This window comes from Actinomycetospora aeridis (assembly GCF_037400275.1).
In the GTDB taxonomy this organism is placed as follows: Bacteria; Actinomycetota; Actinomycetes; order Mycobacteriales; family Pseudonocardiaceae; genus Actinomycetospora; species Actinomycetospora aeridis.
Map to the genome: position 1 here is coordinate 775,730 of NZ_JBBEGL010000002.1, position 12,412 is coordinate 788,141.

Sequence of the window (12,412 nt, forward strand, 5' to 3'; positions counted from 1 at the left end):
CGTGTCCCCCGCGTCCCCCACCGTCACTCGTCGTCGCCGCGACCCCGGGTGTAGCGCCTGACCCGGTGGTAGCTGATGAGCTCGCCGTCGGAGTCCATCTCGGCCTCGTAGGTCGCGAGGATGTCCGCAGTCTCGGGGATCTTGCGGCTCTCGACCACCTCGAGCCCCACGACGAAGCCGTCGTCCGTGCGCCGCACCGAGGTGATCGTCTCGGTCTCCTTGCCGCTCATCTCCTGCACCTGCTCGGCCGCCCAGCGGGCGATCTTGCGGGCGGGGATCTTCTTCGGCTCTGGCTCGGGCTCGGGTTCCGGCTCGGGTTCGTCGGCCACGTCGTCGTCCAGCTCGTCGTCGTCCTCGAGCTCGTCCTCGTCGTCCTGGTCGTCCTGGTCCTCGCTGTCCTCGAGCTCGTCGTCCTCGGGCTCGTCGACGTCCTCGGGTTCCGGCTCCGGCTCCTCGCGTCGGCGACGACGACGCGGCCGTTCCTGCTCCGCGGTCGCCTCACCGTCCGCGGACCGACGGCGGCGGCGCGGGCGCTCCTGCTTCGACGGCTCGGGGGCCTCGGACGACTCAGCCGGCTCGGCATCCTCGGCCGGGCGGCGACGGCGGCGCGGGCGCTCCTCCGCCGGCGCGTCCTGCGCCGGTCGACGCCGGCGCGGGCGGTCACCGTCCGCCGAGTCCCCGGTGTCCGCCGCCCGACGGCGGCGGGGTCGCTCGTCACCGTCGCTCTCGGCGTCCTCCGGCGGCCGGCGACGCCGCGGCCTCTCCGCCGCACCGTCCGACCCCTCGTCCGGCGCCCGACGCCGGCGCCGCGGCTTCTCCTCCGCCGCGTCCTCCGAGCCCTCGTCCGCGGGGCGACGGCGGCGCCGCGGCTTCTCCTCCGCGGCACCCTCCGAGCCCTCGCTCTCGGGGCGACGGCGACGCCGCGGCCTCTCCGCCGCACCGTCCGACCCCTCGTCCGCCGACCGACGACGACGCCGCGGCTTCTCCTCCGACCCACCCTGCGCGGGCCTGCGTCGGCGGCGCGGCTCCTCGCCGCCGGACTCCGGAGCGTCAGCGCCCGTGCCGTTCGAGCTGCCGTTCGAGCGGCGGCGGCGGGGCCGTTCCTGGTCGGTGAGCGGAGGGGTGTCCGGCTCGTCGGTGTCGTCGGGCGCCGCCTCGCGGTCAGCGGAGCGCGTCACCCGCCACCCCCGCCACCCACGAGGCGCTGCAGCAGGACCTCCTGCTGCTCGTCACGGTCGGCCTCGGTGATCTCTCCACGCTCGAAGGCCGCGTCGAGCTCGTCGATCTGGGCGCGGATGACCGCGGGGTCGTTCATCTGGTGGTCGACCTGGTCGGCGATCTTCTCGCCCACCCAGGCCACCCCGCGGACGGGCGCCAGGGGCAGGAGCAGCAGCTCGGTGAAGAAACCCACGTCGTCGCCCTCAGGCCTGCGCCTCGTCGGGCGCGTCGAACTCGGGCAGGAAGTCGAACGCCGCGGTCGGGCCGATGAGACGGAGCTCGATCCGTCCCGACCAGGCGTCGCCGAGCTCGTCGACCGCCCGCTCGAAGTCGCTGCGGTGATCGGTGCGGACGAGGAACGCGAGGTGCACGGCGCCGTTCTCGCCGCCCGCCTCCTTGACCTCGGTCGCCACCGCGAACTTCGACAGCGCGTCGACGCTCGCCTGGGCGTCGTCGGCGCGGAGCTGGTCCATGGCCTTGGAGATGGCCTCGCCGAGACGGATGCGGTCGTAGTAGCTCGCGTCCTCGTCGACCCCGGCGATCTTCTCCCGCATCTGCTGGATGCGCGGGTCGGCCTCGATGATCCGCTCCAGCACCGCGTCCTGGTCGTAGTCGCCGCGCAGGCGGAACTCCAGGTGGCCCTTCAGCTGCTCGAGCGCGCGGACGAAGTAGTCCTGGTGCGGAGCGAGCAGCTCCTCGGCGACGGCGTCGTCGTCGGTGACGACGGCCCCGAACCGCATCGGGAGCACCGGGGTGTCCTGCGCGATCGCGTTGAGCACGGCCTCGTGGGCCATGAGGTCCTTGCGCGTCCCCAGCGCGCGGTCGGCCGCGACGTCACTGACGACCGCGGCCAGCCGCCCCTCGGTGACGAGGCCGAGCTGGTTGCCGTCCTCGCCGTAGGGGATGGGGTCGAGCCCGTCGGGGATGCGCACCCCGGCGGGCACGATGCCGTAGATGTAGGACGCGCGGGCGGTGCCCTGCGAGCCCTTCGCGGAGTCCTCGGTGGTGGTCACGCCGGCCTCCTTCACGCCTGCTCGCGACGGCTCTGGCGCTCTCCGCGCACCTCGTCCCACTTCTCCTTGCCGGCGTCGAGCACGCCCTTGGTCTTGCCCTTCGCCCCACCCTGCGTGGCGCCCTCGGTCATGCCGCCGACGACCTGCCCGAGGTCCTTGCCGCCCTTGGCGTGCAGGTCGAGCCGGTTGGTCGCCTCGGCGAACCGCAAGTAGGTGTCGACGCTGGCCACGACGATGCGGGCGTCGATGGTGAGGATCTCGATCCCCACCAGCGACACCTTGACGAACGCATCGATGACCAGGCCCTTGTCCAGGATCAGGTCGAGGACCTCGGCGAGCCCACCCTGGGGCTCCTTCTGCACGCCTCCGCCTTGTCGCTGGCTGACGGTCACCGTGCCCCCTCTCTACGACGACGGGGTGCGGCGCCGGCCTGGTGCCGGCGCCGCGATCGGTCGTGTGGTGGTCGACCCGGCTGTGGTCTCAACCGGGAGCCTGGTGATCGGGCCCTGATCAGGCCGGCGTGCGCTGCCGGCGCGAGCGACGCCGCGGACGCTCGTCCTCGGCCGGCTCCTCGTCGGCGGCCTCGTCGTCGGCGGAGTCGTCGGCGGAGTCGTCCTCGAGCTCGTCGTCGACCTCGTCGAGGTCGTCGTCGTCGAGGTCCTCGTCGAGCGCGCCGTCGGCGTCCTCGTCGTACTCCCCGTCGTCGAGCTCGTCGTCGAGCTCGTCGTCGTAGTCGTCGTCCTCGGCGACCAGGTCGTCGTCCTCGTCGGCGAGCTCGTCCTCGTCGTCGTAGGCGTCCTCGTCGGCACCCTCGAGCTCGTCGTCGTAGGAGCCGTCCTCCTCGGCGGCGCGCTGCTCCTCCTCGAGGGCTTCCTCGTGGGTCTTGACGACCTCGCTGTCGCGGATCTCGCCGCGCCAGCCCTCGAGCTCCTCGCGGTTGATCAGCGTGTCCATCATGACGTGGCGGCAGAAGTGCTTGAACTCCAGCCGCGCGCGGCGTCCGACGGCCCGCCAGATGTTCCCCGTCTTCTCGAAGAAGCCCTTGGGGTAGTACTCCATGATCAGGACGATGCGCGTCAGGTTCGGCGCGAGCTCGCTGAACGTGACGATCCCGTCCGCGGAGCCCTTGGCGCCCGACGAGACCCACAGGATGTGGCTGTCCGGCACCTGCTCCCGGATCGTGGTCTGCCAGGAACGGCGCGACCAGAACACCTTCGCGGTCCAGGTGACCTTCTCGTCGGACTCCTGGTTGACCGTCTCGACCTTCTTCATGAAGCTCGGGAAGTCGGCCATCTGGGTCCACTGGTCGTAGGCGACGCGCAGCGGCACCCCGACGTCCTGGACCTCGTAGATGTTCATGAACTTGAACTTGCCGCGGCCGGTGTCGGAGCCGCCGCCCCCACCGCTGCCGCCGCTCTCGTCGCTGTCGCCGTCGTCGTCGTCGCCGCCCATACCGAGCGCTCCCATGGCCTTGTCCTTGACGGCCGAGAGCCCACCCTTGAGCGCGCCGCCCACGCCGCTGCCGCCGCCGAGCATCGACGAACCGGCGCCGAGCGCCGACTGCAGGCCGACACTCGGGTTCTCGGCGACGTCGGTGAGCTTGTTCGTCAGGCCCTCGACCTGGTCGAGCGCCGCGGACACCGCCTTGTCGGTGGCCACCTTCAGCAGCGTCTGCGCCGCCTGCTTGAGCCGGTCGGTCGGCAGCATGTCGGTGAGCGAGCCCGACGAGGAGCCCTCCGACGCGTCGGTGTCCGGACGGTGCCCGTTCGAGGCGACGTCCGTCGCGGCCTCAGTCATCGCGCTTCGCCGTCCGACGCGCGCCGGAACCGGCGGTCGCGCGGCTGCGCGAGCTGCCGCCCTCGGTGGAGGACGAGGCCGACTTGGCCCGTCCGCCCGAGCTCTTGCGCGTCGAGCCGTTGCCCGTCCGCGAGCCCGAGGACCCCGAGGAGGAGCTGCCGTCCTCCGACGTCGTGCTGCGCCGGCGGCGTTCCCCGCCCGACGAGCTGCCCGACGAGCTGCCCGACGAGCTGCCCGACGACGACTTGGTCGAGCGACGACGGCCCGAGGAGCCCGAGGAGCTCGACGAGCTCGCCGCGGCCCGCTCCGGCTCGGGCGCGGTGTCGACGTCGTCGGCCTCGTCCTCGTCGTCCGCGGTCTCCTCCGCGACGTCGACGCCCTCGTCGCCCGAGGTGTCGTCGGCCTGGTCGGCCGAGCCCTTGCGGCGCCCGCGGCCCGAGAGACCGCGCGCCGTGTCGCCCACGGCGCCGCCGACCGCGCCACCGGCGGTCGACGCCGCGTCCCCGACGGCACCGCCGGCCTGGCCGACGGCGTCCCCGGCCGCACCGGCCGTCTCGCCCACCGCCTGCCCGGCGGCGCCCGCAGCCTCCGTGGCGGGCTTGCCGAGGTTCTCGACGCGGTTGACGAGGTTGTCGGTGAGCGCCTCCATGCGGGAGCTCGCGACGGCGAGCGCCGCGTCCTTCCCGGCCTCCATCAGCCGCCCGCGCACCGCGCTGTCGAGCTTCTGGAGCTCCGGCGACGCCGAGACGAGCTTGGACACCTGGCCGAGGATCGCCGCCGGGTCCGTGGAGATCTTCTTGCCCGCGAGCGCACCACCCAGCATGATGGCGAGCTTCATTTTCTTCGTACGGCCCAACAGATAGCCGCCGATGACCGCCAGGGCCAATTTCAGGCCGGTTCCGGGCACCGTGCACCTCCGAACGGATTTGGTCTCACCTGTGCGGTGGACCACTGCCCGCCGCCATCCGAGCCGGACATTACATCGCGTCGTTCCGGAAAGCGCTAGACCGCTAAGATCAAATTCTTCATGGTCCGTTCGACGCAATTGTCGATCACCGAGGAACGAAGCAAGGTCACGCATTCGGTCGTCATTCGAATGCTCAAAACACAGCACCCGAATGCCGTGGTTGGGTTGGACGCAACGCGACGGGTGGCTGAGCCGAACGCGCCATGTTCGTACCGCCCGCGCTCGCTCCGCGACGGAGCGGCCCCACCCGCGGTCGGCGACCGTACGCGACGGGTTGCGTCGACCGGCGCTCCTCGGGAGGCCGACCCACCGCACCACGCCTGGGCGGAACGGTGCAACCGGCCATGGACCGGTTGCCGGGCGTGAAGGAGGGGTCAGTTCTCCTCGGCGGCGTGGACGACGGCGTCCACCGCGCGCCGCATCGCCCGCCAGGCACGCACCCGTGCGCGGGCGGTCCGGACGCCCTGCGGGGTCAATCGATAGCGGCGCCGGGTGGTGTCGTCGACGTGGTCGACGAGGGCGTGGCGCGCGAGGTGGTGCAGGGTCCGCTGCACCGTCGTCGGCGGCGGGGCGAGGTCGCCGCCGCTGTCGGCGCGCAGCCGGGCGGCGAGCTCGCGGCCGTCCGCGGGTCCGCGCTGCAGGGCGACGAGCACGAGCAGCTCGACGTGCTCGCGCGAGGCCACCCGGGCGGTGCCCCAGCGGCGGTTCGCGCCGGACGTCCCGGTCGCTGTCGCTGTCCCTGTCGGTGCCGGCGCGCGGCGTCCCGAGCGGGGCCGGGGGACCCGGGCGGCCGCTGCGGACGGCGCGTCGTCGACCGGGGCGTGGGGTTCGTCGGCGGTGCCCTCGCCGGCCGCGACGGCGCCGGCCATCCGGTCGTCGGTCCCCTCGTCCGTCGCCGGGTCGTCGGTCGGCCCGTCGGTGGCCGGCTCGTCGATGACCGGCTCGTCGGTGACCGGCTCGTCCTCCGGCGCCTGCTCGAGGCTCCGCCGGGGACGGGGCGGCAGGAGCCCGCGCAGGCTCGACGTCGCGGGACGCCCGAAGGCCGAGCTGAGGTCGGAGCTGCGGTCGGAGCCCTCGGACCGGTCGGCGGTGAAGCTGGGCTCGGCGGTCACGGCGTGGCCTCCTGCTCGGGGCGGGCGGGCGGGGCTTCCTCGGTGGTGCGCAGGAGCGTGAGCAGCTCGACGCCGAGGTCGCGGTAGTCGCCGGCCACGCTCGCGGCGGTCGGCGAGAGACGTCGGGGGTTGGTCCCGCCGTCGCGCAGGGCCGCCCACCAGGCGGGCTGGGCCGCGACCTCCTGCTCGAGCTCGTGGGCGAGCCTGCCGAGCCGGCGCGCGTCCTGGGCGGTGCGCTCGGCGTGGCGGATCGAGGTGGTGAACAGCGGCGAGTGTCCGCCGAACGCCCGCTCGACGGCCTCGCGGACCTCGGCGTGCACGACGCGGGAGCGCGACCCCGTCGCGAACAGCACGGCACCGAGCAGCCCGAGGTCGGGGTTGAGCTCGCGGGCCAGCGCGAAGCGCTCACCGACCAGGCGCATCCCCACCAGGCCGCCGCCGTCCGACTTCGTCGGCATGAGCACCCACCGGGCCGCCGCGAGCGCGAGGTCGGTGAGGATCGTGGTCTCGGGCGGGCAGTCGACGAACGTCAGGTCGTAGTCGCCGGCGACGGGCGCGAGGACCTCGGCCAGGGCCAGGAACGCGTCGCGGCCCTGCTCCTGCACCCGGGAGACCATCAGCGGCACCAGGTCCACCAGGCGCGCGCCCCCCGCCACGACGTCGAGCCCGGGCCGCACACCCTCGACCGGGCGCAGCGGCGTCCCGGCGACCATCGACACGAGCAGGCCGGCGCCGCGGTCGTCGGCGGGCCCGTCGCGGAAACCGAGGTCGTCGGCGAGGTTGGCCTGACGGTTGAGGTCGACGAGCAGGCAGCGGTACCCGGCGGCGGCGAACTGGCCGGCGAGGTTGGCGACGAGCGACGTCTTCCCGACGCCGCCCTTGTCGTTGACCATCGCGATGGTCCGCGCGAGGGCCTCGCGGTCGGCGCCCGGGGGCGGTTCCTCCGGTGGCGGCGGGGGCACCGCTTCCACCGGACGGACGGCCCGCGTCCCCCGACGCCGGCCGGAAGAGCTGCGGGCGGCGCGACCCGCCGGTCCGGTCATGCGGCGAGGGTGCGGCCCGGCTCCCTCCCCGGCAAGGCCGACACCCGCCACGCCACCCGCTTGGCTCTGCACGGCCGCAGCCCTGCGACGCCGTCGGCGCAATGCGTTGCGGCGGACGGCGCGGGCGTCACGGGCCGTGCTCGCGTCCCTCCTGCTCGTAGACGTCGGGGATGTCGTCGCGGTCGAGGTCGACCCGCTCCCGTTCGTGGATCTGACGGTGCACCCGGTTGCGGTAGCGCAGCACGATCGTCGCGAGCAGCGCGGCGAGCAGCGACGCCGTCAGGACCCCGATCTTGACGTGGTCGTCGGCGGCCGAACCGGTGCCGAAGGCGAGCTCACCGATGAGCAGGGAGACCGTGAAGCCGATGCCCGCGAGCAGCGAGAGGCCGAGGACGTCGGTCCACGCCAGGTCCTCCGAGAGCTGGGCGCGGGTGACGCGCTGGACGAGCCAGGTGGCGCCCATGATGCCGACGACCTTGCCGCCCACCAGGCCCGCGACGATCCCGAGGGTGATCGGGTCCGCGAACGCCGCGGCCAGCCCGCCGCCGACGATCGTCACGCCGGAGGCGAAGAACGCGAAGATCGGCACCGCCACCCCCGCCGACAGCGGGCGCCAGCGGTGCTCGAAGTGCTCGGCGAGGCCCGGGCCGGGGCCCTCCTTGCGCCGGATCACGGGCACGGCGAAGCCCAGCAGGACGCCGGCCACCGTCGCGTGCACCCCGGACTCGTGGACGAGCACCCAGGTCAGCACGGCGAGCGGCAGCAGCAGCCACCAGGAACGGACGCGGCGCTGGACGAGGACCGTGAACGCGGCGAGCGGGATCAGCGCGAGCAGCAGCGGTGCGATCTCGAGGGTGTCGGTGTAGAAGATCGCGATGATCGTGATGGCGAGGAGGTCGTCGACCACCGCCAGCGTCAGCAGGAACGTCCGCAGGGCATCGGGCAGGTGCGAGCCGATGAGCGCGAGGACCGAGACCGCGAAGGCGATGTCGGTGGCGGTGGGGATGGCCCAGCCCGCCGCGCCGGGGCCGCCCGCGTTGATCGCGGTGTAGATCAGCGCCGGCGCGATCATGCCGCCGACCGCGGCGGCCACCGGCAGCAGCGCCCGGGAGGGCGAGCGCAGGTCGCCCGCCACGAACTCGCGCTTGAGCTCGAGCCCGGCCACGAAGAAGAAGATCGCGAGCAGCCCGTCGGCGGCCCACGTGGCGAGGGTGAGGTCGAGGAGCAGCGACGCCGGGCCGACCCGCAGCTCGGAGAGCGCCGTGTAGGCCTCGCGCCAGGGGGTGTTGGCCCAGACCAGGGCCGCGGCGGCGCCGACGAGGAGCAGGACGCCGCCGACGGTCTCGCGCCGCAGGATGTCGCCGATCCGGCTCGTCTCCGACCACGAGCGGCGGGCGAAGAGACGGGGCGTCGAGCGGGTCACGAGCGGTCCTCCGGCGGGCGGGCGGCAGCGACTGCCGACCAGACTTCCCGGCGCACCGATGGTGACCCTACGTCAGCGCATCCCCCTGGCCCTCGAATCGAGTGAGTGGCGTTACGGACACTCAACGTCTGCGGAGCCACTCCGCTGACACGGGGCCTGCTAACAGACGGTGTTCGGGGCGGGGAGGGTGGTGTCGAGGAGGTAGCGGTTCACCGCGTCGTCGACGCACGGGACGCCGCTGGTGTACACCGTGTGGCCGTCGCCCCGGTAGGTCAGCAGCGCCGAGCCGGGCAGGCGGCCCGCCAGCGCGACGCTGTTCTGGTACGGCGTCGCGGGGTCGTTGGTGGTGCCGAGGATGAGCATCGGCGGGCCGGTGTAGCCCTCGAGCGGGGTCAGCGGCTGCTGGGGCGCCGGCCAGTCCGCGCAGGTCAGGCCGCTGACCAGCACGTTGCCGGAGAAGTGCGGCGCGCGGGCCTCGGTGGCGCGGGCGGCGTCGAACACCTGCGCGTCCTCGGTGGGCCAGGCGTTGTCCAGGCAGGTCACCGCGTTGTAGGTGTCGGAGTTGCTGCCCCGGAAGTAGGCGGTCGCGAGGGCGCGCATCGTGGTGCCGTCGCCGCGGTCGGCCGCCGCGAGGGCCTGGGCCAGCTGCGGCCAGCTCTCCTTGCTGTAGAGCGGGTAGACGACACCGATCTCCAGCAGGCCCGCCGACAGCGGCGTCGTGCCGGCCACGGGCAGCGGCGCGGCGGTGACGCGGGCGCGCACGCGGTCGAGGGTGCCGATCGGGTCGGCGCGCACGGGGCAGGTCGCGTCCGCGCGGCAGGCGGCGTCGAACTGGCGCAGCGAGTTCTCGAAGCTCTCGGCCTGCGCGGAGTCCAGGCCGGGCCTGCTCACGTCGACCACGCCGTCGAGCACGGTTGCGCGCAGGCGGGTCGGGAAGAGCTGGGCGTAGGTCTGGCCGATCGACGTGCCGTACGAGAAGCCCAGGTAGTTGATCTGCTCCTCGCCGAGGGCCTCGCGGATGCGGTCCATGTCGCGGGCGACGTTCCGGGTGCCGAGGTGCGGCAGCAGGTCGCCGTAGCGCTGGCCGCACGACGCGTCGTACCGGTCGACCGCGGCGTTCGTGGCCGCCTCGTCCGCGGGGTCACCGGGGTCCGGGTCGCCGAGGTACGGCGTGTCCGGGCCGACCGGGCACTGCAGCGCGAAGCTGTCGCCCACCCCGCGCGGGTCGAACCCGATGACGTCGAAGCGGTCGGTGATCTCCGGGGGCAGCACACCGGCCTGGACGATCTCGATGCCCGAGCCGCCCGGACCGCCGGGGTTGACCAGCAGCACCCCGACCTTCGCGGCCGGGTTCGTCGCGGGACGCCGGGCGATGGCGATCGGCAGGGTCGGACCGGCCGGGTTCGCGTAGTCGACCGGCACCGCCACCGAGGCGCACTCCAGCCCGCCGCGGCACGGGGCGAACCGCGCGCCGCCGTCCGGCCCGGGGGGCGGTGGTGGCGCCTCGGCCGCCGGCGACGTCGACGACATGGGGATCGGCGGCACCCCCGGCTCGGGGCCACGGGCACAGCCCGCGACGGCGAGGGCCGCCACCGCCACGACCAGCACCCCGCGCGCTCCCCGGCGCCGGCGCCGGCGGTTCCCGCCGCGCCGACCCTGCTCCGTCGGGAACGGGTCGGGCTCGGCGTGCCGCTGGGCCATGTGCCACTCCTGCCGTTCCCCGCGCGCCCGATTGCGCCGGGCGGCCCATCATGCCCGGCCGCTCGTTGCAGCTGCGCTCGGCTCTGCCCCGGCGACTTCACGCGGTACACACACTGTCCCCCACCTGCGATGGTTTGGCCCGACCGCGGCCGTCGACCCTGTGACCATGCACGGCACGGCGAGCAGCGAGACGCGGAGCGTGGTGCACGAGGTCGCCCACGACGTCGTCCACGCCGCGGACCTGCGCTCGCTGCGCATCGACCTCGTCGAGTGGGTGCGCGCCGCCGCGGAGACGTCCGACGAGGTCCGGGAGCCGGCGCTCACCGAGCGCCTGGAGGACGTGGCCACCGCGTTCTACGAGGCCCTGACCAACGTCGTCGACCACGCCTACCCCGAGGGCGGCGGGCCGGTGCACGTCACGGCCCGGCTCGCCGCGACCGGCGCGCCGGACCGGCCGTGGCTGGAGATCACGGTCGCCGACCGCGGCGGCTGGCGCCCCGCCCCCGAGGACCCGGGGCACCGCGGGCGGGGTCTGCTCCTGCTCTCCGGGCTCGCCGACGGCCACGACCTCCAGCAGGAACAGGACGGCACCCGGGTGCGACTGTGGTGGCACCGGCCACCGTGAGCTGGCTACCGTCCCTGCCCATGAGGACACCCGAGCTGGTGCTCGTGCCCGCGCTCGTGGGGCTGCCGGCGGCGCAGGCCCACGAGGTCGCGATGGCCGCCCGGGTGGTCGCGGTCGACCCGGACCCGGACACGCCGCCGACGGTCGAGGGGACCGTGACGGCCCAGCGGCCCGACGCCGGGACGCGCGTGCCGGCCGGTGAGGCCGTGACGATCTGGGTCGAGCCCGACTCGGGTGGCGGCGGTGGAGGCGGCGGCAACATGCCGCGCGTCGAGCCCGACAAGCCGCTCGACGGCGCCGGGGCCAACTGAGGACGACCGGATCCCCGACGGTGAAGGCCCGCGGGGCCGGCGGGTCGGGGGTCCGCCGACCCCGCGGGGCCACCCGTGTGTCGCCCCCGGGACGGGGAGCGTTACGCCTCACCGCGCGTGGAGTCGCGGACCGATCGGGAACACCCGCCGGGTCCTGCCGACGACCCGGAGGTGTCCCCGCGTGAAGATCGGTTACAAGCTCATCGCCGAGGCCTACTCGCCCACCGAGATGGTGCGCCAGTGCGTGCGCGCCGAGGAGGCCGGCTTCGACTTCGTCGAGATCTCCGACCACTACCACCCGTGGGTGTCCGAGCAGCAGCACTCGGGGTTCGCGTGGTCGATGCTCGCCGCGATGGCGGCGAAGACCGAGCGGATCGAGCTGGCCACCGGCGTGACCTGCCCGTTCATCCGCTACCACCCGGCGATCATCGCCCAGGCCGCGGCGACCACCCAGCTGCTCTCCGACGGCCGCTTCACCCTTGGCGTCGGCTCGGGCGAGCGGCTCAGCGAGCACGTCGTCGGCCGCGGCTGGCCGAGCGTCAGCGTGCGGCACCAGATGTTCCGCGAGTCGCTGGAGATCATCCGTCTGCTGTGGCAGGGCGGCTACCAGAGCTACGAGGGCAAGCACCTCACGCTCGAGGACGCGCAGGTGTTCGACCTGCCGGAGACGCTGCCGGAGATCGTCGTCGCCACCGGGGGGCCGCAGGCCTCGAAGCTCGCCGCCGAGCTCGGCGACGGCATCTTCACCACCGAGCCCCGCGCCGACCTCATCCAGGCCTTCACCGACGCCGGCGGCGACGGGCCGCGCTACACCGAGGTCCCGATGGCCTACGGAGCCACCGAGGACGAAGCCGCCGAGGAGGCCCGGCGCCTGTTCCGCTTCGGGCTCACGGGCTGGAAGGTGCAGGCCGAGCTCCCGAACCCGGTCAACTTCGACGCCGCCACGGCCACGATCACCGCCGACCACATGCGCGATGCCTTCGCCTGCGGGCCGGACACCGACAAGCAGCTCTCGGTGGCCCAGCAGTTCGTCGACGGCGGCTACGACCACCTCGCGCTGATCAACGCCGGCACCGACGTCGACGGCTTCTTCGACCACTTCGCCACGGAGCTCGCCGAGCCGCTGCGGGCGCTGCGCCCCTCCTCCTGACCGGCTCCCCCCGGCCACGGTCGTACCCTCGGGTACGGGCCGGTCGACCTCG

At 74.0% G+C, this 12,412-nt stretch carries 13 protein-coding genes; 3 read left to right on the top strand and 10 right to left on the bottom strand.

The features are described from left to right. Positions 1–23 precede the first annotated feature (23 nt). The 10 genes from gvpO to WCD41_RS09350 form a co-directional block, all read right to left on the bottom strand. Positions 24–1,178, bottom strand: a complete 1,155-nt coding sequence (gene gvpO / locus WCD41_RS09305; protein ID WP_337713116.1) for a gas vesicle protein GvpO — start codon at positions 1,176–1,178, stop codon at positions 24–26. After that, positions 1,175–1,411 carry a gas vesicle protein GvpG gene (locus tag WCD41_RS09310; RefSeq protein WP_337713117.1) on the bottom strand — a complete coding sequence of 79 codons (237 nt, stop codon included), beginning with the start codon at positions 1,409–1,411 and terminating at the stop codon, positions 1,175–1,177. Before WCD41_RS09310 ends, gvpO begins: the two co-directional genes overlap by 4 nt. A 10-nt stretch (positions 1,412–1,421) precedes the next feature. Next, complete coding sequence (locus WCD41_RS09315) at positions 1,422–2,231, bottom strand: GvpL/GvpF family gas vesicle protein (RefSeq protein ID WP_337713118.1); 810 nt, start codon at positions 2,229–2,231, stop codon at positions 1,422–1,424. Positions 2,232–2,242: 11 nt separating this feature from the next. Continuing rightward, positions 2,243–2,593 (bottom strand): gas vesicle protein GvpJ, encoded by a 351-nt coding sequence (gvpJ, locus tag WCD41_RS09320; protein WP_373695093.1) that lies wholly within the window; start codon positions 2,591–2,593, stop codon positions 2,243–2,245. A 148-nt stretch (positions 2,594–2,741) separates the two neighbouring features. Further along, positions 2,742–4,028, bottom strand: a complete 1,287-nt coding sequence (locus tag WCD41_RS09325; protein WP_337713119.1) for an SRPBCC family protein — start codon at positions 4,026–4,028, stop codon at positions 2,742–2,744. After that, positions 4,021–4,866: a hypothetical protein gene (locus WCD41_RS09330; protein ID WP_337713120.1), complete on the bottom strand. Its 846-nt coding sequence runs from the start codon at positions 4,864–4,866 to the stop codon at positions 4,021–4,023. The genes WCD41_RS09325 and WCD41_RS09330 overlap by 8 nt, the downstream gene beginning before the upstream one ends. A gap of 503 nt (positions 4,867–5,369) precedes the next feature. Further along, entirely contained in the window at positions 5,370–6,107 is a 738-nt protein-coding gene (locus WCD41_RS09335; protein ID WP_337713121.1) for a PadR family transcriptional regulator, read from the bottom strand. Continuing rightward, the gene (locus WCD41_RS09340) at positions 6,104–7,150 is read right to left on the bottom strand and encodes a ParA family protein (protein ID WP_337713122.1); all 1,047 of its coding nucleotides are present in this window, start codon (positions 7,148–7,150) and stop codon (positions 6,104–6,106) included. The genes WCD41_RS09335 and WCD41_RS09340 overlap by 4 nt, the downstream gene beginning before the upstream one ends. Before the next feature lie 127 nt (positions 7,151–7,277). Beyond that, the gene (nhaA, locus tag WCD41_RS09345; protein ID WP_337713123.1) at positions 7,278–8,573 is read right to left on the bottom strand and encodes a Na+/H+ antiporter NhaA; all 1,296 of its coding nucleotides are present in this window, start codon (positions 8,571–8,573) and stop codon (positions 7,278–7,280) included. 159 nt (positions 8,574–8,732) lie between these two features. Next, the gene (locus tag WCD41_RS09350) at positions 8,733–10,274 is read right to left on the bottom strand and encodes an alpha/beta hydrolase (RefSeq protein WP_337713124.1); all 1,542 of its coding nucleotides are present in this window, start codon (positions 10,272–10,274) and stop codon (positions 8,733–8,735) included. A gap of 166 nt (positions 10,275–10,440) precedes the next feature. On the opposite strand from WCD41_RS09350, the gene WCD41_RS09355 reads away from it, so the two are divergent. The 3 genes from WCD41_RS09355 to WCD41_RS09365 all read left to right on the top strand — a co-directional run bounded on the left by WCD41_RS09355 (position 10,441) and on the right by WCD41_RS09365 (position 12,360). Then, positions 10,441–10,899, top strand: coding sequence for an ATP-binding protein (locus tag WCD41_RS09355; protein WP_337713125.1), 459 nt, complete (start codon positions 10,441–10,443; stop codon positions 10,897–10,899). Between the two features lie 20 nt (positions 10,900–10,919). Continuing rightward, positions 10,920–11,210 carry a PASTA domain-containing protein gene (locus tag WCD41_RS09360; protein WP_337713126.1) on the top strand — a complete coding sequence of 97 codons (291 nt, stop codon included), beginning with the start codon at positions 10,920–10,922 and terminating at the stop codon, positions 11,208–11,210. Positions 11,211–11,391: 181 nt separating this feature from the next. Then, on the top strand, positions 11,392–12,360 hold the full coding sequence (locus WCD41_RS09365) for a TIGR03557 family F420-dependent LLM class oxidoreductase (RefSeq protein WP_337713127.1): 969 nt from the start codon (positions 11,392–11,394) through the stop codon (positions 12,358–12,360). The last annotated feature ends 52 nt before the right edge of the window (positions 12,361–12,412 follow it).